The sequence below is a fragment of the Nocardia farcinica genome, assembly GCF_001182745.1.
Lineage (GTDB): Bacteria > Actinomycetota > Actinomycetes > Mycobacteriales > Mycobacteriaceae > Nocardia > Nocardia farcinica.
In genome coordinates this window covers 96,563-117,881 of sequence record NZ_LN868938.1, presented here as the reverse complement: position 1 = coordinate 117,881, position 21,319 = coordinate 96,563, and the positions used below count along the sequence as shown (strand labels likewise).

Genomic DNA, 21,319 nt, shown 5'->3' with positions numbered 1-21,319 from the left:
TTCGGGCGTCTCCCGGTGCGGGGACGCGTTCACAGACCTACCCCAGATCGAGGCCCGCGCGGGCGCTGTTGACGCACGTCGTTGCCGCGTCGAGTCCCGCTCGTGATCAAGCCAGTCGCCGCGGACCGGTGTCGAAGCGGCTCGGCTCGGGACCGATCCGGCCCCGCGCGTACAGGATCTCGGCCGACGTCGGCGAGGCGAGCACGGGATCGAAGGCCAGTTCGCGCATCTCCGGCAGGTCGTCGAAGAGCGCCGAGATCCGCTGGGCCAGCTCGACCAGGGCCGCCTTGTCCACCTGCGGGCTGGCCGGCGTGCCCGACAGCAGCGGCGCCGCGCGGGGCGCCTCGATCAGGGCCACCGCCTCCGACTCGGTCAGTGGCAGCGCCCGGTAGGCGCGGTCGCCGAGCAGCTCGATGATCAGCCCGGACAACCCGAACTCGATCACCGATCCGAACGAGGGATCGTCCTGTACCCGCAGGATGCAGCCCACCCCCTTGGTCGCCATCCGCTGGATGTGCAGCACCGGATCGCCGCACATCGCCACCAGGTCGGTGTAGGCCTGCCGTACCGCCTCCGGCCGCCACAGATCCAGGCGCACACCGCTGAGGTCCGGCCTGCGCCGCCACGTCTCCCCGGTCGCCTTGGCCGCCACCGGGTAACCCAGCGCCTCGGCCGCCGCCACCGCCTCGTCGGCGTTGCGCACCTCCTGGAACTCGACCACCCGGATGCCGTAGCAGGCCAGCAGGTCGACCACCTCGAGGTCGCTGAGCCAGCGCCCGCCCGATTCGGCCATCCAGCCCGCGACCAGCGCGGCGGCCCGCTCGGCGTCGATGCCCTCGGGTCGCACGACCGACGTCGCCGGGGTGTCCCGCCAGCGCGCGTAGCGATGCACCCGGGCCAGCGCCCGTGCGGCCCGCTCCGGATCGGGATAGGACGGGATGGAGCCGCGCACGGCCATCCCGTTACGGCCACGCACCGCCAGCAGATTCGGTATCCCCTGTTCGGCGATGAAGGTGGTCAGGATCGGTTTCTCCGCCTCCGGCACCGCCGCCGCGGCGGAGCGGATGGCGTCGGCGAAGCCGGCCATCGGCACCGGCACCGGTGGCGCGAACACGATGATCAGGGCGTCCACCTCGTCGCTGCGCAACGCCTCGACCACCGCGTCGAGGTAGGCGCCCGGTGTCGCCTGCGGGCCGAGGTTCACCGGCTCGGCGGCGACCATCCCCTCCCCGCGCGCGGCGTCGACGGCCAGCCAGCTCAGCGCGGTGCTGTTGCTCACCACGGCCAGGCGCGGTCCGCGCGGCAGCGGCTGATAGCCGAGCAGCGCCGCGCAGTCGAACAGCTCCGAGATCGAGTCCACCTGCACGATGCCCGCCTGGGCGAACAGGTCCCGCACGATCGAGCGGTCCATGTCGGCGCCGGGCCGGGTGCGCACCGAACGGCCACTGCTCACCGCGACGATCGGCTTGGTGCGCGCCACGCGCCGGGCGATCCGGGAGAACTTGCGCGGATTGCCGAAACTCTCCAGGTACAGCAGCACCAGGTCGGTGGCCGCGTCCGTGTCCCAGTACTGCAGCAGATCGTTACCGGAGACGTCGGCGCGGTTGCCCGCCGAGACGAAGGTGGACAGCCCGAGGTTGCGCGCGGCGGCCTCGCCCAGGATCGCCGCACCCAGCGGCCCGGACTGGCAGAAGAAGCCGATCCGGCCGCGCGGGGGCAGCACGGGGGCCAACGTCGCGTTCATCGCCACCTCGGGATCGGTGTTGGCGATGCCGAGCGCGCTCGGCCCCACCACCCGCATGCCGTGTCCGCGCGCGGCGGCCACCAGTTCGCGTTCGGCGGCCATGCCCTCCGGACCCGTCTCGCCGAAGCCCGCCGTCAGCACCACCAAGCCCTTGACGCCCTTGGCCATACAGTCGTCGAGCACCGAATCGATGGCCGCCGCGGGCACCGCGACCACCGCGAGATCGACCTCGTCGGGGATCTCGCGCACGGTGGCGTAGGCGCGCACGCCGCGCACGAACCGCCGATTCGGGTTGACCGGGAACACCGGCCCCTGGAACACCCCGGACAGCAGGTTCGCCAATACCGCGCCGCCGACGCGCCCGGTGCCCGGCGTGGCCCCGATCACCGCGATGCTGCGCGGCGCGAGCAGGTTGCCCACGCTGCGGGCCTCGGAGGCACGCTCCCGTGAATCACGCACCGTGACAAGGGCTTCGGTGGGGTCGATGGCGAATTCCAGGTGGAGCACGGTGCCGTCGCGGCTGCGCTCGACCTGGTAGCCCGCGTCCCGGAACACCGTGACCATCGCGGTGTTCTCGGCCAGTACCTCGGCGACGAAGGTCTGGATCTTGTTCTCCGCGGCCGCGCCCGCCAGATGCTCGAGCAGGATCGAACCGAGTCCGCGGCCCTGGTGCTCGTCGGCGACGACGAAGGCGACCTCGGCCGCGCGCGGCCCGGTGCGGTCGAGCAGTTCGTAGCGGCCCACCGCGATGATGGCGTCGCCGAGCTCGACCACGAGCCCCACCCGGTCCTGGTAGTCGACGTGGGTGGTGCGGTACAGGTCCTTCGGCGGGATTCGCGGGTAGGGACCGAAATAGCGCAGGTAGCGGGTGCGGTCGGAGAGCGCGGCGTGGAAGGTCTGCAACGGCTCGGCGTCGTCGGGGGTGATCGGGCGCAGCCGCACCACTCCCCCGTCGGCGGCGAGCACGTCGGCGAACCAGTGCTGCGGCGGAGGCGGCGGAACGGCCGGGGTGGCGGGGCTGTCGGGCAGCAGGGGTTGGTCAGTCACGAGGATCCTCCGGATCGAGACCCAGTAGTCCGAAACTCGCACGGCGGGTGGCCAGTACGGCGGTGTCGACGGCCCGTTGCGCGCGGTCCACGCGCGGATCGCCGGTCTCGACGGTGCCGCCCGGGCCGTCCCACGGCCGGAACGCCACGTCGCCACCGTCACCCATGGTGGTGGGCGGATCGACCGCGGGGGCGGCGGCGCGCACCAGGTCACACCAGTCGGCGGGCACCGGGGTGGCCGGGTCGACGGTGCGGTCCAGCGCCGTGGCCAGCAGGTGCGTCCACGCCCGCGGGACCACCCGGACGAGCCCGTATCCGCCACCGCCCACGGCGAGCCAACGCCCCTCGGCGTAGCGGTCGGCCAGCTCGCGCATGGCCAGGTAGGACGCGCGCTGACCGTCGACGGTGAGCGCGAGGTCGGCCAGCGGATCCTCGCGATGGGTGTCGGCGCCGCACTGGCTGACGACGATCTGCGGCCGGAAGGCCGCGACCGCACCCGGGACGACGGCGTGGAAGCCACGCAGCCACTGGGCGTCCCGCGTGCCGGGCAGCACCCCGAGGTTGATCGCCGTGCCCTCGCCCGCGCCGAGGCCGGTCTCGTCGGGCCAGCCGGTGTTGGGCCACAATGTCGCCGGGTGCTGATGGATGGAGATGGTCAGCACCCGCGGGTCGGTGTAGAAGGCGCGTTGCACGCCGTCGCCGTGGTGCACGTCGACGTCGATGTAGGCGATCCGGTCGAAGCCGTGGTCCAGCAGCCACGAGATGGCGACCGCCGCGTCGTTGTAGATGCAGAAGCCCGCGGCCGAGGACGGCATGGCGTGGTGCATGCCGCCGCCGATGCTCACCGCCCGGCGGGTGCGGCCCTCGGCGATCTCGCGGGCGGCGGCCAGTGTGCCGCCGACGATCACCGACGCGGCCTGGTGCATGCGGGGGAACACCGGGTTGTCGGCCGAGCCGAGCCCATAGGGCGGTGCGGCGGGTTGCCCGGGCGGCTGCACCGCGTGTACGACCGCCTCGATGTAGTCGGCGGTGTGGATCCGCAGCAGTTCGGCGCGATCGCAGGCGGCGGGCTCGAGTGTCTCCACGCCGTCGAGCACTCCGAGGCTCTCGGCCAGCGCCATCGTGAACTTCAGCCGGGCCGGTTTCATCGGATGCTCGGGCGTCCAGGTGTAGTCCAGGAACCGCTCGGACCAGACGACGGTGCCCGGGCGTCCGGGCGGTGCCGGGTCGCGCGGCGTCGCCGAGGGTGCAGTGGCCATGATCGCAACGGTACGCGGGAAGGGACGGCCCCCGTCCACCGTTGTCATGCAGTAGAAATAAGACACGAGCGCAACCGGTCGCGGGCCGCGCGCCGACAGGGTTCCCGTTGCGGGGTGATCGATCGATCCGGCAACCGGGTGTACCGCCGTGCCTGGGTAGAATTCGTGCCGACGAAGGGGTAACAGGTGAAGGATCTGGTCGACACCACGGAGATGTATCTCCGCACCATCTACGACCTCGAGGAGGAGGGCGTGGTGCCCCTGCGCGCACGCATCGCCGAGCGCCTCGAGCAGAGCGGGCCCACCGTCAGCCAGACCGTCGCCCGGATGGAGCGCGACGGCCTGCTGCTCGTCGCCGGTGATCGCCACCTGGAGCTGACCGAGAAGGGCCGCAGCATGGCTGTCGCGGTCATGCGCAAGCACCGGCTCGCCGAGCGGCTGCTGGTCGACATCATCGGCCTGGACTGGCAGAACGTGCACGCCGAGGCGTGTCGCTGGGAACACGTGATGAGCGAGGACGTCGAACGTCGCCTCGTCGAGGTCCTCAACCACCCCACCACCTCCCCCTACGGCAACCCCATCCCCGGCCTCGACGAGCTCGGCATCGCCGCGCCGCCCTCGGACGAGGAGCAGTTGGTCCGGCTGTCGGATCTGCCCCAGGGCCAGGGTCAGGCGGTGGTGATCCGCAGGCTGGCCGAGCACATCCAGAACGACCCGGAGGTGATCGGGCGGCTGCGCGAGGCGGGCGTGGTGCCCGACGCGCGGGTGACCGTGGAGTGCAAACCCGGTGCGGTGGTGATCACCGTGCCCGGCCACGAGGGCTTCGAACTGCCCGACGAGATGGCGCACGCCGTCCAGGTGAAGCCGGTCTGATCCGTGAAACTTCTTGTGACGGGCGGCGCGGGCTACGTCGGCGGGGTCTGTGCCCTGGTACTGCTGGAACAGGGCCACGAGGTCGTGGTGGTCGACGACCTCACCACCGGTAACGCCGACGGCGTGCCCGCGGGGGCCCGATTCGTCGAGGGCGATGTCGCCGAGGTCGCGCCCGCCCTGCTGCGCGCCGAGACCTTCGACGGTGTCCTGCATTTCGCCGCGCAGTCGCTGGTCGGCGAATCGGTGGAGCGGCCGGAGAAGTACTGGCACGGCAATGTCGTCAAGACCCTCGAGCTGCTCGAGGCCATGCGGCACACCGGCACCGGGCGGCTGGTGTTCTCCTCGACCGCCGCGGTGTACGGCGAGCCGGAGCAGGTGCCGATCACCGAGGACGCGCCGACGCGGCCCACCAACCCCTACGGGGCCAGCAAACTCGCCATCGATCACGCGATCACCTCGTACGCGATCGCGCACGGGTTGGCGGCGACCAGCCTGCGGTACTTCAATGTGGCGGGCGCCTACGGCGGCCTCGGCGAGAACCGGGTGGTGGAAACGCATCTCATCCCCCTGGTGTTGCAGGTGGCGCTGGGCCACCGTGAGTCCATCTCGGTCTACGGCACCGACTGGCCCACCCCGGACGGCACCGCGATCCGTGACTACATCCACATCCGCGATCTCGCCGACGCGCACCTGTTGGCCCTGACGTCCGCCGAGCCGGGCTCGCACCGGATCTACAACCTCGGCAGCGGCACCGGATTCTCGGTGCGCGAGGTCATCTCGGCCTGTGAGCGGGTCACGGGGCTGCCGATCGCCGCGCAGGACGCCCCGCGCCGGGCCGGTGATCCCGCGGTGCTGATCGCCTCGAGCGAACGCGCCGTCGCCGAGCTCGGCTGGCGCCCGCAACACACCGCGCTGGACGAGATCGTCGCCGACGCCTGGGAGTTCCTGCGCTCGCTCGGCTCGCGCGCGCACAGCGCTCGCTGACCGCACCTCACACCGCCATCGGACCGAGATCGACCCCGAGACACGCGGCGGTGTCGTATCCGGCGCGGGCCAGCTTCCGGATCCGGCCGGGCCGCATGCCCGCCCGCAACGCGGCGTCGAGCAAGGTGGCCATCCCGTGCGACGGTTCGGCCATGAGCGCCGCTTCCAGCGCCACGCCGGCGAGTGGCCCGTCGCCGCGCACGTACGCGCAGTAGGCCAGCAGGGCCGCCGCGTCCGCGCGATCGGCACCGGTACCGGCGCGCACCAGCAGCACCCAGAGTTGCTCGGCGGCGATGGCGTGATCGCCCACCGCCAGCCCGAACGCGGCGTCCCGCACGCTGCGTTCGCGCAGGGCGGTGGCGACCGCGGCCAGCTCGTGCGCCGTCGGCGCCGCCCCGGAGGCCATCGACGCGATCTGCCACAGCACGAATTCCAGCGCCCGCCTGCGGTATCGGCGCACATCACCGTCGCGCGGCGCCCGCGCGAACTCCGGTCCGGAGCCGGCGGCGATCGCGGCCAGCCGCTGGGCCACCTGCTCGCGTAGCTCGGGGTCGGGGGCGATGGAGGCGACGAGCTGCTCGCGCGAGCGCAGGATCGTGCCGCCGTCGAGCACGTGCGCCAGCGACGCCGCGGAGGCGGTCGGGTCGGGCACCCGGCCACGGCGCCGGATGCCGCGCAGGCTCCACCACGGCTGTCCCGTGGCCACGACCGTGGTGGCCCAGGCCCCGCCGACCGGGACACCGTGCCCGCCGAGCCGCTCGGCCAGCGCGGCCGCGAAGGTGGTGGGCGAGAAGCCCGCGCCGGGCACACCGCCGGGTGGGTCGAGCCGGTCGTCGACGAGCACCAGCAGGGCGGTGCGGGCGTCGTCGGCTCCGGCGATCCGCGCCACACAGGCGGCATAGTCCGGCACCAGGCCCATCGCGGCCCGCGGGTCGAGGTCGAGACGGACGGCAGCACCCACCCGGGCCGTCTCGGCGCCGTTCGGGTCGGGTCCGAGCAGGATCACCACCAGCGACCGATCCGGGTAGAACCCCACGAGCGCGGGCAGCGCCGCGATCAGCGCTCCCGGGTCCCCGATGCGCACCCGATAGCGCCCTCCGGCGCCGGGATAGGCGGGCGGCGCCTCGGCGCACTCGGCCGGGGCCTCGACGGCGACCGGCGGCGGTGCGATCGGTCGACGCCGCCGCGGCCGGAGCTCCGGCCGGGGGCAGCGCCCGGCCGCGTCGCCGCCGGGTGCGGGGCCGGCTACGGGGCCGAGGGCGGGGCCGGACGCCGCCGCCTCGCCGGTGCCGTCGTCGGGTGGGGCGGGGGCAGCGTCGCGGGGAGAGTTCGCCGAAGTGGTCATGCCCCGAGCCTGTCCGAGGCCGGCGGCCACTCCGCGGCGGCGACCTGGGCTCTCGGCCGCCCTGTGGACAACGGCCGCCCTGGGGATGACCGGGTGCCGGGTTACGCCTTCCGCACCTTCAGCACCGCGGTGGTGAACAGCTCGTCCAGCGCGGCGGTGTCGGCGGGCCCGTCGCCGAAGGTCATGTAGGTCACCAGGATTCGCACGTCACCGATCTGCGCGGCGAGGGTACGCATCGTCTGGGTCAGCCCCACCCCGCCCACATCCGGCGCCACCGTGCGCCGCAGCGCCACCGTGTCGTCGGCGTCGACGGGCGGCGCGGGATCGAGGGTGGTCCGCACCGTGGTGGTCGGCCCGGCCCCGGTCACCCGGATCTCCCCACAGCGCCGCAGCTGTTCGCCCAGAGCGGACAGCGGGATCCGCGTGCGGACGAGTTCGACGGTGAGCGTGGCGCGCGCGGCGTCGTCGGTGCCGACCGCGACGGCGGTGTGGTCGGGTCCGTACTGCTGTTCGGGCGGGGTGCAGTCCTTCGGCTGCACCGTGGCGCCGCGAGCCACCCCGTCCAGATCGCCCGCCGCCTGGGCCGCCGCTTCGGCGGGCAGCACCACCGCCGGATAGCGCGGCGGGAACTGCCCCGGGTCGGGCAGCAGGGTGGCCAGCTGGGCATCGACGTGCCTGGTCACCGCGGTCTGCTGCACCGCGACCGGCTGTCCGGTGACGGTGCCGCCGCAGGCGGCGAGCATCGTCGCGCAGCCGGTGAGCAGCAGGCCGCGCCGCACCCGCGAGTGTCTCGGCTCGACCATGATCACACCGCCCACTGTGCCGTACCGGCCTGTCGTGCCCGCGGTGCCACGCCGACCGGCGCCGAGCGCGGGATTGCGCGCGGGCGCCGGTTTCCGGTATTTACGCGTACCGACGCACCGCCGGGAATGTCCACTCCCGCGGTGACGTTGGCTCGTCGTATGGGTCGGTGTCCCCATCGTGTGCGGTGCCCGGCGCCGTCATGAGGGACAATGGACATCGGTTCGCCACCGCGGCGCCCGGATGAGGCCGGACGGCCCGGGTATCCCGAGGTGGTGGAACGCGCAGGAAGGAGTACGCGATGGACTACGAGTCGCGAATGTACGAACTGGAGTTCCCCGCTCCGCAGCTGTCGTCCGCCGACGGCTCGGGCCCGGTCCTGGTGCACGGACTGGAGGGCTTCACCGACGCCGGGCACGCCGTGCGCCTGGCGACCACGCACCTGCGCGAGAGCCTGGAGAGCGAACTTGTCGCCTCGTTCGATGTCGACGAGCTGCTGGACTACCGTTCGCGCCGTCCGCTGATGACGTTCAAGACCGATCACTTCTCCGACTATGCCGAACCGGAGCTGAACCTGTGGGCGCTGCGCGACACCGCGGGCACGCCGTTCCTGCTCCTGGCCGGTCTGGAACCGGATCTGCGGTGGGAGAAGTTCACCACGGCGGTGCGGCTGCTCGCCGAGCAGCTGGGGGTGCGCCGCAGCATCGGGCTCAGCGCGATTCCGATGGCGATTCCGCACACGCGCCCGCTGGGCATCACCGCGCATTCCTCCGACCGCAGCCTGATCGCCGATCATCAGCGCTGGCCGGGTGAGTTGCAGGTGCCCGGCAGCGCGTCGTCACTGCTCGAGTACCGGATGGCCCAGCACGGGCACGAGTCGCTCGGCTTCTCGGTGCACGTGCCGCACTACCTGGCCCAGACCGCCTACCCGGAGGCCGCGCAGACCCTGCTCGAGCACGTCGCCGACAACGCCGGTCTGGAACTGCCGCTGGCCGCGCTGGGCGAGGCCGCCGCGCGGGTGCGCGAACAGGTCAACGAGCACATCGCCGGCAATCCCGAGGTGGAGACGGTGGTGCACGCGCTGGAGCGCCAATACGACAGCTTCGTCACCGCCCAGGAACGCCAGTCCAGCCTGCTCGCCGCCGACGGCGATCTGCCCAGCGGTGAGGAACTGGGCGCGGAGTTCGAGCGGTTCCTGGCCGAGCAGGGCGGTTACGACGGCGACAAGGACTGATCCGTAAGCTGGTCGGAGTGGATCTGACCGAACTGCTCGACATTCCCGGTACCGACGCCGACGCGCTCTACGAGTCGTTCGGCATGTGGGCCGCCGAGCAGGGCACGCCGCTGTACCCGGCGCAGGACGAGGCGCTGCTGGAACTGGCCTCGGGATCCAACGTCATCCTCGCGACACCGACCGGCTCGGGGAAGTCCCTGGTCGCGGTCGGCGCGCACCTGTTCGCCCTCACCCGGGGACAGCGCACGTACTACACCGCGCCCATCAAGGCGCTGGTGAGTGAGAAGTTCTTCGCGCTGTGCGAACTGTTCGGCGCCGACAAGGTGGGCATGGTCACCGGCGACGCCGCGGTCAACGCCGACGCGCCGATCATCTGCGCCACCGCGGAGATCCTGGCCAATCTGGCGCTGCGCCAGGGCGCCGAGGCCGACGTCGGCCAGGTGGTGATGGACGAGTTCCATTTCTACGCCGACCCGGACCGTGGCTGGGCCTGGCAGGTGCCGCTGCTGGAACTACCGCGCGCGCAGTTCCTGCTGATGTCGGCCACGCTCGGCGACGTCGGCTTCTTCGCCGAGGATCTGCGCCGCCGCACCGGGCGCGCCACCGAGGTGGTGGCCGGGGCGGAGCGGCCGGTGCCGCTGCACTTCTCCTATGTGCGCACGCCGATCACCGAGACGCTCGAGGAACTGGTCACCACCCATCAGGCGCCGGTGTATGTCGTGCACTTCACCCAGGCCGCCGCGCTGGAGCGGGCCCAGGCGCTGACCAGCGTCAACTTCGCCTCCCGTGCGGAGAAGGACGCGATCGCCGCGGCGCTCGGCGACTTCCGGTTCGCGCCGGGGTTCGGCAAGACCCTCTCGCGGCTGATCCGGCACGGCATCGGCGTGCACCACGCGGGCATGCTGCCCAAGTACCGCAGGCTGGTGGAGAAGCTGGCCCAGGACGGCCTGCTGAAGGTGGTGTGCGGCACCGACACGCTCGGCGTCGGTATCAACGTGCCGATCCGGACCGTGCTGCTCACCGGCCTGACCAAGTTCGACGGCGTGCGCACCCGCCGCCTCAACGCCCGCGAGTTCCATCAGATCGCCGGACGGGCGGGCCGCGCGGGCTACGACACCGTCGGCACCGTGGTGGTGCAGGCGCCCGAGCACGAGGTGGAGAACGCGCGCCTGCTCGCCAAGGCGGGCGACGACCCGAAGAAACAGCGCAAGGTACAGCGGCGCAAGCCGCCGGAAGGGTTCGTGTCCTGGAGCGAGGAGACCTTCCAGCGCCTGGTGGCGGCCAAGCCGGAACCGATGGTCTCGCGGTTCAAGGTCACCAACGCGATGCTGCTCAACGTGATCGCCCGCCCCGGCAACTGCTTCCAGGCGATGCGTCACCTGCTCGAGGACAACCACGAGCCGCGTCCCGCCCAGCGCAAGCACATCCTGCGCGCCGTGCGGCTGTACCGGGCGCTGCGCGACGCGGGCGTCGTGCAGCAACTCGACGAACCCGACGCCCAGGGCCGGCACGCCCGGCTGACGGTGGACCTGCAGCGCGACTTCGCCCTGGACCAACCGCTGTCGCCGTTCGCGTTGGCGGCGCTGGACCTGCTCGACGCGGACTCGCCGACCTACACCCTGGATGTGATCTCGCTCATCGAGTCGACCCTGGAGGATCCGCGCCAGCTGCTCATGGCCCAGCAGCACAAGGCCCGCGGCGAGGCGGTCGCGCAGATGAAGGCCGAGGGCATCGAGTACGACGAGCGCATGGAGCTGCTCGAGGAGGTGAGCTGGCCCAAGCCGCTGGCCGAGCTGATCGAGCCCGCCTACGAGACCTACCGCGCCGGGCATCCGTGGGTCTCGGAGTTCGCGCCCTCCCCCAAGTCGGTCGTGCGCGACATGATCGAGCGGGCGATGACCTTCCCGGAGCTGATCTCCTACTACGAGCTGGCCCGCTCGGAGGGCGTGGTGTTGCGCTACCTGGCCGACGCCTACCGCGCGCTGCGCCGCACCGTGCCCGACTCGGCCCGCACCGAGGAACTCGACGACGTCACCGAGTGGCTGGGCGAGCTTGTCCGCCAAGTGGATTCGAGCCTGCTCGACGAGTGGGAGCAGCTCACCAACCCGGGGGCGGAGATCGACGCCGAGCAGGTGGCCTTCGGTGCGGAGACGATCCGTCCCGTCACCGCCAACGAACGCGCCTTCAAGGTGATGGTCCGCAACGCCATGTTCCGCAGGGTGGAGTTGGCCGCGCGCCGGCGCTGGGACGAACTGGCCGAGCTGGGGCCGGGCCCGGACTGGGCGACCGCCTTGGCGCCCTACTTCGCCGAGTACGACAGCATCGGCACCGACCAGAACGCGCGCGGCCCGCAGCTGTTCCAGGTGGAGCAGCGGCCGGGCTTCTGGGATGTGCGGCAGGTGCTCGACGACCCGGCGGGCGACCACGGCTGGGCGGTGCGCGCGGTGGTGGATCTCGAGGCGTCGGACGCGGCAGGTGAGGTCGTGTTCGACGAGGTCACGGTGTCGGAAGGGTGAACGGCGCGGGGCCGCCGCCGCGGATTCGTTTCCCGGTCGGGCCCGCTGATACTCTCTCCGCTGCCGCCCACGCGAAAGATCAACTATGCCCGAATCTCCGTACCTTGTCATCCACCCGGAGCGAGTTCGCGACAATTATCGTGCGCTCGCCGCCGCCGTCTCCGGTCGTGGGCTCCGCGGCACCCGCATCCGGTACGCCGTCAAGGCCAGCCCGGTGCCCGAGCTGATCCGGCTGCTCGACACCGAGGGCGCCGAGTTCGACGTGGCGAGCATCGGTGAGATCGACCTGTGCCGCGCCCAGGGTGTGGCACCGCACAAGCTCTGCTACGGCAACACCGTCAAGAAGGCCGCCGACATCGCCCGCGCCCACGCCGTCGGCGTGCGCCGGTTCGCCTTCGACACCGAGGACGACCTGCTGCGCATCGCCGAGCACGCGCCGGGCGCGCAGGTGGAGTGCCGCTTCCTGGCGTCGGCGCCGCAGTCGCGCACCCCGTTCGGCACCAAGTTCGGCTGCGCGCCCCAGGAGGCGGCGCGGCTGCTGGTGCGTGCCCGCGATCTGGGCCTGGAGGTGGCCGGACCGTACTTCCACGTCGGCTCGCAACAACTGGACCCCGACGCCTGGCGGATCGGCATCGAGCAGGCCGGTCACATCGCGAACGCCTTGTCCGACAAAGAGATTCCTGTCACGTCGGTGAACATCGGCGGCGGGCTGCCGATCGCCTACGCCGACGCCGCGCCCGCGCTCGACCGGATCGCCGCCGTCATCGAGGAGGCCGCCGCCCGCCACCTGCCGCCCACGGCCACGCTGGTGGTCGAGCCGGGCCGCGCGCTGGTCGGCAACGCGGGAACCATTCACGCCGAGGTCGTCGCCGTGCGCATCGCGCCGGACGGGCGGCGCTGGGTGTATCTCGACATCGGCCGTTACAACGGCATGGCCGAGACCGAGAACGAGTACATCGCCTACCGCTTCGTCACCGAACGCGACGGAGACCCCGTCGACGAGGCGGTGGTCGCCGGTCCTACCTGCGACGGCGACGATGTACTGTATCAACGCACGCGGGTCCTTCTGCCGACCACGTTGCGAGCCGGTGATCGCGTCCAGATCCTCGACACCGGCGCCTATACCGCGAGCTATTCGTCGGTGTCCTTCAATGGTTTTCCGCCCCTGACCGTTCATGTCTCGGGCGCTGAGCGAGAGTGAGTTTGCCTATGACGGCGGAATTCACCGGTTGGCATGTGCTGGCCGAGTTCGGTGGTGTCGACGCAGCTCTCTGCGACGATCTCGAACGACTCGAATCGGCGTTGCGTGAGTCTCTGATCGCGGCGGGCGTCACCATCTGCGATGTCGTACACAAGAAGTTCGAACCGCAGGGGGTGACCGTCCTCGCGCTGTTGTCGGAGTCCCACGCCTCGATTCACACTTATCCGGAGTCCGGCGACATCTTCGTCGACGTGTTCACCTGCGGCAGCATCGGCGCCGGTGCCACCAAAGCGGTCGAACTCCTGCGGGATGCCTTGGCGCCCGCCAACGTTCGCATGCAGGTCATCCAGCGCGGGCACGGCGCGCAGCGGATCGAGGAGCCGGTGGGCGCGGGCCTGACCAGGATCTGGGATCTGCAGGACGTGATCGTCGACACCCACACCCCCTTCCAGCACATGGTCATCGCGCGCACCGAGCAGGGCATCAGCCTGTTCTCCGACGACGATCGCCAGTCCACCGAGTTCTCCCAGCTCACCTACCACGAGGCGATGATGGTGCCCGCCTTCGTGCTGGCCGAGAAGCTCGACACCGTGCTCATCATCGGGTCGGGCGAGGGGGTGGCCAGTCAGATGTCGGTCGCGGCGGGGGCGACCCACGTCGATCACGTCGACATCGACCAGCTCGAGGTGGAGCTGTGCGCGCAGCACCTGCCCTACGGCTACACCAGCGAGGAGCTGGCGGCGGCGGTGCGCGGCGAGGGCCCGATCACCGTGCACTACGCCGACGGCTGGGACTTCCTGGAGCAGGCGCAGCAGGCGGGCACCCGCTACGACGTCATCGTCATCGACCTGCCCGACGAGCGGGTCGAGGACGCCCAGCACAACCGGCTCTACGAGGCGGAGTTCCTGTCCCGATGTCGGGCGCTGCTCGCCCCCGGCGGCGTGCTCAGCGCGCAGGCCGGGTGCGCGACGATGTGGCGCAACGAGACCCTCAAGCGGTCCTGGCAGCGCTTCCACGAGCAGTTCGGCACGGTGGTGCACTACGGCAGCGACGAGCACGAGTGGTCGTTCCTGTTCGGCCTGGTCGACGAGATCGCCGACCCGGTGCCCGGCATGGTCGACCGGCTGGCCACCCTGCCCTACCGGCCGGAGACGATCGACGGCCGCGCCCTGGTGCGCGGCGCGATCGAACCGCACGCGCTGCGCGCGAGCCGCTAGCGCCGTCCCCGAGGACGCCGGACGGTCCCCCGCCGTCCGGCGTCCTCGGTGTCTCGGGCTCGTTCACTCCCACCGCGCGAGGTAGTCCGCCAGGTGCCGCGCGGCGAATTCCTCGGCCGACCAGTCCGCGTCCTCGGCCGCGCCCGTCCAGATGTAGACCCACGCCCGGGTGTTCCCGAATTCGACTGTGTCGAGCCGGTATTCGTCACCCTCGTAGGCGTCGAGCAGCACCCGCTCCGCCACGCTGAGGCCGGTGAGCAGTACGCCGGGCGCGCACCCGCCGGGCGCGCGAACCAGCCCCGGATACACCCGGCCGGGCAACCGCGCCGCCCGCCAGCCGGGCAGTGTCACCGGCGTCGTCGCCGGACACCGGCCGAGCAACCGGTCCAGCACCGGCGCGAAGCGCAGCGTGCCGTAGGCGAACAGCGAATCCGGCTCGCCCGCAGCGTGTTCGCCCGGTCCCGGCAGGGCGCTCATGACGGCCGGTTGGCGCGGATGATCGCGGCCAGGTATTCGTAATCCTGCGCTCGCGCACTCGACGACCGGAACACCAGGCCGATGGTGCGCCCCGGCGCGGGTGCGGAGAACCGCGCGACATCCAGTGTGCCGCGCGCGGTTTCGGCCTCGACCGCCATCTCGGGGATGAGCGTGACGCCCAGCCCGCCCGCCACGCACTGCACCACCGTCGCCAGCGAGGCCGCCCGGGTGTCGCCGACGGCGAGCGGGTCGACCTCCACCGAGCGGCACAGCTCGAGGGTCTGGTCGCGCAGGCAGTGCCCCTCGTCGAGCAGCAGCAGCGGCAGCGACGCCAGCACGCCGGGCGCGATGTCGGTGCGCCCGGCGAGCTCGTGCCCGCGCGGGGTGACCAACACGAACTCCTCGGTGAACAGCGGGATCTCGGTCAGCCCCTGATTGTCGGCGGGCAACGCGAGCAGCGCGGCGTCGAGCACCCCGGTGCGCAGTCCCTCGAGCAGCCGCGCCGTCTGGTCCTCGATGATCTGCGGCACCAGCGTCGGCAGCCGTTCGCGCAGCGGCGGCAGCAGGCCGGGCAGGATGTAGGGCGCGACGGTGGGGATGATGCCCAGCCGCAGCATGCCCCCGAGGCCGTCGCCGGTCGCGGAGGCGACGAACCGATCGGCGGCCTCGAGCGTGGCGATCGCCTGCGGCAGCAACCGGGTGCCCGCGGCGGTGACGAGCACCCGGCGGGTGCTGCGTTCGATCAGCTGCAGACCGAGCCCGTTTTCCAGCGCGGCAAGCGCCTGCGACAACGTGGGTTGGCTCACACCCAGACGCGCTGCGGCCGTGCCGAAATGGCGGTATTCCGCGATCGCCACGAACGCACGCAGCTGCGACAGTGTCGGCTGATAAGTCTGATCGCTCACGCCTATCAGTCTAGTGCCACCCATCACGTTTGCCTTTCAGCAAATAGTGGGCAAGATCATCTGTGAGGTACCGACCCACACCAACCAGGACGAGGAGAACAGCATGGCTCTGCTGACCATCGGCGACCAGTTCCCGGCGTACAACCTCACCGCGGTGATCGGCGGTGACTTGTCGAAGGTCGACGCGCAGCAGCCCGACGATTACTTCACCCAGGTCACCAGCGACGACCACGCCGGCAAGTGGCGCATCGTCTTCTTCTGGCCGAAGGACTTCACCTTCGTCTGCCCGACCGAGATCGCCGCGTTCGGCAAGCTGAACGACGAGTTCGCCGACCGCGACGCGCAGGTGCTCGGCGTCTCGGTCGACAACGAGTTCGTGCACTTCCAGTGGCGGGCCCAGCACGAGGACCTGAAGACCCTCCCGTTCCCGATGCTCTCGGACCTCAAGCGTGAGCTGTCCACCGCCACCGGTGTGCTCAACGCCGACGGCGTCGCCGACCGCGCCACCTTCATCGTCGACCCGAACAACGAGATCCAGTTCGTCTCGGTGACCGCCGGTTCGGTCGGCCGCAACGTCGACGAGGTGCTGCGGGTGCTCGACGCCCTGCAGTCCGACGAGCTGTGCGCCTGCAACTGGAAGAAGGGCGATCCGACCATCAACGCCGGCGAGCTGCTGGCCGCCAGCGTCTGATCCGACCGACCCACTCCGCCCCACCCGCTCCCGGCCGGGAGCGACCCATCTCATCGCCCCATCCGGGCCCGATCGCGAAAGAGGACATCACCGATGAGCATTGAGAACCTGAAGAACTCCCTGCCCGAGTACGCCAAGGACCTCAAGCTCAACCTGTCATCGATCGCACGGAGCACCGTGCTGAACGAACAGCAGCTGTGGGGCACGCTGCTGGCGTCCGCGGCCGCGACCCGGTCGGCGACGACGCTGCGGGAGATCGCCGAGGAAGCCGCCGACGTGCTGTCGGCGGAGGCCTACAACGCCGCCCTCGGCGCGGCCTCGATCATGGGCATGAACAATGTGTTCTACCGGGGCAAGGCGTTCCTGGGCGGGCGCTACGACGACCTGCGGGCCGGGCTGCGCATGCAGATCATCGGCAACCCGGGTGTGGACAAGGCCGATTTCGAGCTGTGGTCGTTCGCGGTCTCCTCGATCAACGGCTGCGCCCACTGCCTCGAGGCGCACGAGCACACGCTCCGCGAGGCGGGCGTGTCGCGCGAGGTGATCTTCGAATCGCTGCGCGTGGCCGCGATCGTGGCCGGTGTCGGCCAGGCGGTGCAGTCCACCGAGGCACTCGCGGCCGCGGCGGTCTGATCCGCTCCCGCGCGGTTCCGTCTTCCGCGAAGGCCCGCTCCCCCGGGGGAGCGGGCCTTCGCGCGTCGCCGGTACCTGGGCAGATTGCTGATCGGTTGCCCCGTCGGTCGGGGCCGGTAGGCTCGCGCACATGGGCACACACAGTGAACCGGAAGCCGACTCCACCAGGGTCGAGGTCGTTCGCGTGTTCACCGATTCCTGCGGACGGCTGGGCAATGCGCTGGGCATCGCCCGCGCGGGCGATGTGGCCGAGGCCGACCACCAGGCGCTGGCGGCGCGCGCCGGCTTCAGCGAGACGGTGGTCGTGGCCGATCCGGTCGCCGAGGTCGCGCGGCTGCGGATCTACACCCCGGCGATGGAACTCCCCTTCGCGGGGCATCCCTCGGTCGGCACGGCGTGGTGGCTGGCCGAGCAGGGCACCCCGGTGCGGGTGCTCGACGTGCCCGCCGGGCCGGTCGAGGTCCAGCTGGGCGAGGGCCTGACCTGGATCCGTGCCCGCGCCAACTGGGCGCCGGACTTCACCTTCCACCAGCTGGAGGATCCGGCCGAGCTCGACGAGCTGCGGCCCGACGACTTCACCGGCGGCCCGCACTACCTGTGGGCCTGGGCGGACGAGATGCGCGGGTCGGTGCGCTCGCGGATGTTCGCACCCACCATGGGAATCGCCGAGGACGCCGCGACCGGCGCCGCCGCGGTCGCCCTCACGGCGCTGTTGCGTCAGGGCCTCAAGATCACCCAGGGTGCCGGTTCACAGCTGTTCACCGAGTGGGATTCCGACGGCTGGGTGCGGCTCGGCGGCCGGGTGGTCGCCGACTCGGTGATCGAGATCTGACGCCGGCCGGGCGCGGTCGCCCCGCGCCGCGGCGCCACCGCGCGGGCGAAATGCCCGGGTGAGATCCCGCGCCACTGCTTGAACGCGGTGGAGAAGCTCGGCGCGCCCGCATAGCCCATCCGGTAGGCGACGTCCTCGACGGTCAGGCCGCCGGCCAGCAGTTCCTCGGCCAGTTCCCCGTAGGTCTGCGAGCACAGCCCGCGGTAGCTGGTGCCTTCCTCGGCGAGCCTGCGCCGCAGCGTCCGCAGGCTCATGTGCAGCAGCGTCGCCATCTCCTCCTGCCCGACCCGCTCCCCCATCCGGCGCAACAGCACCTCGCGCACCGTTCCGGCGATGCCGTGGCGCAGCCCGCGCCGGTGCAGCAGCTGCGCGCACTGCTGCTCGAACAGCCGCGCGGTGAGCGGGCTGGCCTGCGGTAGCGGATCCTCGAATCCGGAGGTGTCGAAGACGACCAGGTGCGGGCCGACACCGTCCACGCAGTCGAGGCCGTACTCGTCGATGAGCGGCTGCAGCCGCGGGCGCAACCCGCCCGACACCGAGCCGCGCAGTACCGGCGCCGGGGCGTGATAGACCGCGGCCCAGTTCGCCAGCAGCACGGTGACGTCGCGTTCGAGCAGGAACCCGCGCAGCTCGGCGGGCACGTCGCTGTCGTCGGCGTACAGGTGCAGTTCGTCGTCACGGTAGACGTGCCAGATGCGGGCGAAGGTCGTGGTCATGCGGATGTAGCGCATGAGCAGATCCACCGCCGAGCGCACGGTCGGGCTGGCCAGCAATGCCAGGCCGAGCGCGCCGTAGCTGGTGACGTGGGTGCGGGCACCCGCGGCCAGGCCGAGGCCGGGCGGATCGCCCAGTGCCGTCACGATATTGCGGACCAGGGCCAGTTCCTGTGCGGCGGTGACCTCGCCGTCCGGCGTGTTCAGCAGAGCCGGATCGATGCCGGTGCCGCACAGGCACGCGCGCACGCCGAGACCGTGCTCGGCCGCCACCTCGACCAGCACCGCCGACAGACCGACCGTACGCCGCCATTCCCAGGTCATCGCTGTCATGGTTGTCGGCTATGACCGGTCCGCGCAGGAAAACGATCGGACATCGACCGGACACCCGCTCGTCCGCCGGGTCCGCCGAAACCCGGTGTCGCCCACCGAGCCGGCCGGAATTCGCAAGGTCGTGGCCCGAATTCGTATGGGCGCAACCGTGTCTCGGCGGTACCGTCGAGCGGACGGGACGGCGAGCGGAGACAGCGGATGGGCATGGGGACGCTCGCGGGCCGCCGGATCGCCATCGCCGGGGGTGCGCGGGAGCTGGAACAGGAAGTGGCACTGGCATTTCTGGGGGCCGGGGCGCGGGTGGTACTGGGCGATCGGTCGGCCGCCACGGCCCGGCGGCGCGCCGCCCGCCTGGCGCACAGCACCGGCGCCGCCGTTCTCGGCGCGCGCGTGATCGCCTACCACGAGGACTGTTTCACCGCGTTCCTCGCCGAAGCACACGCCCGGCTGGGCGGGCTGGACGTGGTGGTCAACACCGTCGAAGCCGCCCCCGGCGCCGCACAGGCGCCCGACCTCACACCGGCGATCGTCGGCGCGCGCGTCGCAGCGCGGATGTTCACGGCCCGGGGCCACGGACACATCGTCAACGCGGGATCGGCGGCCGGGGTCGCCGGCGCGCTCGGCGCGGCCGTCTACTGCGCGACCAAGTACGCGCTGGTGGAGGCGGCCGGGCTGCGCGGACGCGCGGTCACCGGCGACATCCTGCTCAGCACGGTGGCGCCGGGCGGTGCGGCGGACGCACAGCGGATCGCCGCGGCGGTCGCCGACTGTGTGGCGCACGGCAGGAACGGCCTGGTCACCATCGGAGACATCGACCTCGCGACGGTTCAGTCCAGCTCGCGCAGGACGCGGACGAGGACCTTCCCGCTCGGGTTGCGCGGCAGTTCCGGCAGGAAGAGCACGTCGCGGGGCACCTTGTAGCGGGCCAGGTGGGTGCGCACGTGGTCGCGCACCTGCTCGGCGGTGAGGGCGTGGCCCGGTCGCAGCACCACGGCCACCCGCAGCCGCTGGCCGTACTCGTCGTCGTCGACGCCGAAGGCGCTGGCCTCGGCCACCGCGGGATGGGCGGCCAGCAGGTCCTCGACCTCGCCGGGGAAGACGTTCTCACCACCGGAGACGATCATGTCGTCCTCGCGTCCGTCGACGAACAACCGTCCGGCCGCGTCGACATGGCCGAGATCGCCGGTGGCCATCAGGCCGCGCACCCGCGGCTTGTCTCCGCCGCCGGTGTAGCCCTCGAATTGGTAGTCGTTGCCGACGAAGATGCGGCCGGTGTGCCCGGCGGGCAGTTCGCGGTCCGTGACGTCGAGGATCTCGACCACCGCGCCCGGCACCGGCCGACCCACGCAGCCGGGGGCCTCGGCCAGGTCGGCCGGGGTGGCGATGGTGGCGTAGGCGGCCTCGGTGGAGCCGTACACGTTGTAGAGCACGGGCCCGAACGCCTCGGTGGCGCGCAGGCACAGCGGAGCGCCCAGCTGCGACCCGGCGACGAAGACCACCCGCAGCCGGGACAGCTCCCGGTGCGCCCTGGCGTGCGGATCGGCGTCGACCAGGCGGCGCAGCATCACCGGCACCACCACCAGCGTGCTCGCGCGGTGCCGGACCAGGCTGTCCAGCACGGCCTCGGGGTCGAACTTCCGCCGGATCACCAGCGTGGTGCCGAATCCCAGCGCCAGGACGGCGTGCGCGAAGCCGAGCGTATGGAACAGCGGCGCCGGGCATTCGGTCACCTCCCGGACGCGCAACGGCACGCGGGCCAGGAGGCCGCCCAGCGGCGACAGCGAGGTCGGCTCCCGCCGCGGGGCGCCCTTCGGGGTGCCGGTGGTGCCGCTGGTGAGCAACACGATCCGGGCGGACGTGCGGGGCCGGCGGGCCGGTGTGCGGGCTCCGCCCGCGATGAGGTTGTCGAGGGTGTCGACGGCGGGCGCGTCGGTCCAGGCGCGGTATCGGCCCCGCCGTGGACGCAGGTCACCGAGCAACCCGGTGAACTCCTCGTCGTGGACCACCAGGTCGGCGCCTTCCCTGGCCAGTACCTCGCGCAGCTGCCCGGCGCCGAAATCGGTGTTCACCAGGATGATTCGGGCCCCGCACTTGGCCGCGGCGAAGACCGCGTAGTGGAAGCCGCGGTGGTTGCGGGTCAGTACCGCCACGCCCTCGCCGTCGCGCAGTCCGCGGGCCCGCCAGGCGTTGGCGAGCGCGGTGGTGCGCTCGTCGAGTTCGCGGAAGCTCACCCGCCCGCGCTCGTCGAGCACCGCGGTGCGGTCCCGGTAGCGCACCGCCGCGACGCCGACCAGTCCGCCCAGCAGACCCGAGCGCACCACCGCGAGGCCCATTCCGGCCAACCGGTCGGGCCGCTCGGGGGTGAGGAGCCCGGCGCGCAACGCCAGTGCCGCGTAATAGGTCTCGTCCCGGACCCGCCGCACCACCCCGGCCGCCGTCACCTTGGGCATCATTTCACTCCCGTCACCCGGCCGACCGGCCCGCGAAACCCCGCACGCGGAGTGCGGGCATCTGC

18 protein-coding genes are annotated in these 21,319 nt (G+C 71.8%); 10 read left to right on the top strand and 8 right to left on the bottom strand.

Annotation, left to right across the window (positions count from 1 at the left end; all coding sequences use genetic code 11):
- Positions 1-106: 106 nt before the first annotated feature.
- Both AMO33_RS00600 and AMO33_RS00595 read right to left on the bottom strand, forming a co-directional pair.
- Positions 107-2,791 (bottom strand): bifunctional acetate--CoA ligase family protein/GNAT family N-acetyltransferase, encoded by a 2,685-nt coding sequence (locus tag AMO33_RS00600; RefSeq protein WP_060589775.1) that lies wholly within the window; start codon positions 2,789-2,791, stop codon positions 107-109.
- Positions 2,784-4,049 carry an acetoin utilization protein AcuC gene (locus AMO33_RS00595; RefSeq protein WP_060589772.1) on the bottom strand — a complete coding sequence of 422 codons (1,266 nt, stop codon included), beginning with the start codon at positions 4,047-4,049 and terminating at the stop codon, positions 2,784-2,786. Before AMO33_RS00595 ends, AMO33_RS00600 begins: the two co-directional genes overlap by 8 nt.
- A gap of 186 nt (positions 4,050-4,235) precedes the next feature.
- Between AMO33_RS00595 and AMO33_RS00590 the strand changes: the two genes are divergently transcribed.
- The gene (locus AMO33_RS00590) at positions 4,236-4,922 is read left to right on the top strand and encodes a metal-dependent transcriptional regulator (RefSeq protein WP_011210312.1); all 687 of its coding nucleotides are present in this window, start codon (positions 4,236-4,238) and stop codon (positions 4,920-4,922) included.
- Between the two features lie 3 nt (positions 4,923-4,925).
- A complete protein-coding gene (gene galE / locus AMO33_RS00585; RefSeq protein ID WP_060589770.1) occupies positions 4,926-5,906 on the top strand; it encodes a UDP-glucose 4-epimerase GalE in 981 nt (326 codons plus the stop codon).
- Between the two features lie 7 nt (positions 5,907-5,913).
- Here the strand turns inward: galE and AMO33_RS00580 are convergent, their stop codons facing one another.
- Both AMO33_RS00580 and AMO33_RS00575 read right to left on the bottom strand, forming a co-directional pair.
- Positions 5,914-7,251, bottom strand: coding sequence for a DUF4192 domain-containing protein (locus tag AMO33_RS00580; RefSeq protein ID WP_082668539.1), 1,338 nt, complete (start codon positions 7,249-7,251; stop codon positions 5,914-5,916).
- A gap of 101 nt (positions 7,252-7,352) precedes the next feature.
- On the bottom strand, positions 7,353-8,054 hold the full coding sequence (locus AMO33_RS00575; protein WP_060593216.1) for a DUF5642 family protein: 702 nt from the start codon (positions 8,052-8,054) through the stop codon (positions 7,353-7,355).
- Positions 8,055-8,353: 299 nt separating this feature from the next.
- On the opposite strand from AMO33_RS00575, the gene AMO33_RS00570 reads away from it, so the two are divergent.
- From AMO33_RS00570 to speD, 4 genes are all read left to right on the top strand, one after another.
- Positions 8,354-9,286, top strand: a complete 933-nt coding sequence (locus AMO33_RS00570) for a PAC2 family protein (RefSeq protein WP_011210316.1) — start codon at positions 8,354-8,356, stop codon at positions 9,284-9,286.
- A gap of 17 nt (positions 9,287-9,303) precedes the next feature.
- Positions 9,304-11,802 carry a DEAD/DEAH box helicase gene (locus tag AMO33_RS00565; protein ID WP_060589768.1) on the top strand — a complete coding sequence of 833 codons (2,499 nt, stop codon included), beginning with the start codon at positions 9,304-9,306 and terminating at the stop codon, positions 11,800-11,802.
- An 85-nt stretch (positions 11,803-11,887) separates the two neighbouring features.
- Positions 11,888-13,003, top strand: coding sequence for a type III PLP-dependent enzyme (locus AMO33_RS00560; RefSeq protein WP_011210318.1), 1,116 nt, complete (start codon positions 11,888-11,890; stop codon positions 13,001-13,003).
- A gap of 8 nt (positions 13,004-13,011) precedes the next feature.
- Positions 13,012-14,220 (top strand): adenosylmethionine decarboxylase, encoded by a 1,209-nt coding sequence (gene speD, locus AMO33_RS00555; protein ID WP_041560255.1) that lies wholly within the window; start codon positions 13,012-13,014, stop codon positions 14,218-14,220.
- A gap of 63 nt (positions 14,221-14,283) precedes the next feature.
- On the opposite strand, the gene AMO33_RS00550 is transcribed toward speD, so the two are convergent.
- Together AMO33_RS00550 and AMO33_RS00545 are read right to left on the bottom strand one after the other, a co-directional pair.
- A complete protein-coding gene (locus tag AMO33_RS00550; protein ID WP_060589766.1) occupies positions 14,284-14,697 on the bottom strand; it encodes a gamma-glutamylcyclotransferase family protein in 414 nt (137 codons plus the stop codon).
- Positions 14,694-15,602 carry a hydrogen peroxide-inducible genes activator gene (locus tag AMO33_RS00545; RefSeq protein WP_011210321.1) on the bottom strand — a complete coding sequence of 303 codons (909 nt, stop codon included), beginning with the start codon at positions 15,600-15,602 and terminating at the stop codon, positions 14,694-14,696. Before AMO33_RS00545 ends, AMO33_RS00550 begins: the two co-directional genes overlap by 4 nt.
- A gap of 103 nt (positions 15,603-15,705) precedes the next feature.
- On the opposite strand from AMO33_RS00545, the gene AMO33_RS00540 reads away from it, so the two are divergent.
- The 3 genes from AMO33_RS00540 (at position 15,706) to AMO33_RS00530 (ending at position 17,758) form a co-directional block, all read left to right on the top strand.
- Positions 15,706-16,293 carry a peroxiredoxin gene (locus AMO33_RS00540; RefSeq protein WP_011210322.1) on the top strand — a complete coding sequence of 196 codons (588 nt, stop codon included), beginning with the start codon at positions 15,706-15,708 and terminating at the stop codon, positions 16,291-16,293.
- Positions 16,294-16,386: 93 nt separating this feature from the next.
- Positions 16,387-16,926 (top strand): carboxymuconolactone decarboxylase family protein, encoded by a 540-nt coding sequence (locus tag AMO33_RS00535; protein WP_011210323.1) that lies wholly within the window; start codon positions 16,387-16,389, stop codon positions 16,924-16,926.
- Positions 16,927-17,056: 130 nt separating this feature from the next.
- Positions 17,057-17,758, top strand: a complete 702-nt coding sequence (locus AMO33_RS00530; RefSeq protein WP_050768108.1) for a PhzF family phenazine biosynthesis protein — start codon at positions 17,057-17,059, stop codon at positions 17,756-17,758.
- On the opposite strand, the gene AMO33_RS00525 is transcribed toward AMO33_RS00530, so the two are convergent.
- On the bottom strand, positions 17,644-18,804 hold the full coding sequence (locus tag AMO33_RS00525; RefSeq protein ID WP_115667700.1) for an AraC family transcriptional regulator: 1,161 nt from the start codon (positions 18,802-18,804) through the stop codon (positions 17,644-17,646). The genes AMO33_RS00530 and AMO33_RS00525 overlap by 115 nt on opposite strands.
- Positions 18,805-19,002: 198 nt before the next feature.
- On the opposite strand from AMO33_RS00525, the gene AMO33_RS00520 reads away from it, so the two are divergent.
- Entirely contained in the window at positions 19,003-19,725 is a 723-nt protein-coding gene (locus AMO33_RS00520; protein ID WP_060589764.1) for an SDR family NAD(P)-dependent oxidoreductase, read from the top strand.
- Here the strand turns inward: AMO33_RS00520 and AMO33_RS00515 are convergent.
- The gene (locus AMO33_RS00515; protein WP_240327358.1) at positions 19,632-21,254 is read right to left on the bottom strand and encodes an acyl-CoA synthetase; all 1,623 of its coding nucleotides are present in this window, start codon (positions 21,252-21,254) and stop codon (positions 19,632-19,634) included. The genes AMO33_RS00520 and AMO33_RS00515 overlap by 94 nt on opposite strands.
- Positions 21,255-21,319 lie beyond the last annotated feature (65 nt).

Coding starts and splice junctions, on each gene's coding strand:
- AMO33_RS00595 (WP_060589772.1), bottom strand. CDS start 4,049: ATGGCCACTGCACCCTCGGCGACGCCGCGCGACCCGGCACCGCCCGGA.
- AMO33_RS00580 (WP_082668539.1), bottom strand. CDS start 7,251: ATGACCACTTCGGCGAACTCTCCCCGCGACGCTGCCCCCGCCCCACCC.
- AMO33_RS00575 (WP_060593216.1), bottom strand. CDS start 8,054: ATGGTCGAGCCGAGACACTCGCGGGTGCGGCGCGGCCTGCTGCTCACC.
- AMO33_RS00570 (WP_011210316.1), top strand. CDS start 8,354: ATGGACTACGAGTCGCGAATGTACGAACTGGAGTTCCCCGCTCCGCAG.
- AMO33_RS00560 (WP_011210318.1), top strand. CDS start 11,888: ATGCCCGAATCTCCGTACCTTGTCATCCACCCGGAGCGAGTTCGCGAC.
- speD (WP_041560255.1), top strand. CDS start 13,012: ATGACGGCGGAATTCACCGGTTGGCATGTGCTGGCCGAGTTCGGTGGT.
- AMO33_RS00550 (WP_060589766.1), bottom strand. CDS start 14,697: ATGAGCGCCCTGCCGGGACCGGGCGAACACGCTGCGGGCGAGCCGGAT.
- AMO33_RS00540 (WP_011210322.1), top strand. CDS start 15,706: ATGGCTCTGCTGACCATCGGCGACCAGTTCCCGGCGTACAACCTCACC.
- AMO33_RS00535 (WP_011210323.1), top strand. CDS start 16,387: ATGAGCATTGAGAACCTGAAGAACTCCCTGCCCGAGTACGCCAAGGAC.
- AMO33_RS00530 (WP_050768108.1), top strand. CDS start 17,057: ATGGGCACACACAGTGAACCGGAAGCCGACTCCACCAGGGTCGAGGTC.
- AMO33_RS00525 (WP_115667700.1), bottom strand. CDS start 18,804: ATGACAGCGATGACCTGGGAATGGCGGCGTACGGTCGGTCTGTCGGCG.
- AMO33_RS00520 (WP_060589764.1), top strand. CDS start 19,003: ATGGGCATGGGGACGCTCGCGGGCCGCCGGATCGCCATCGCCGGGGGT.
- AMO33_RS00515 (WP_240327358.1), bottom strand. CDS start 21,254: ATGCCCAAGGTGACGGCGGCCGGGGTGGTGCGGCGGGTCCGGGACGAG.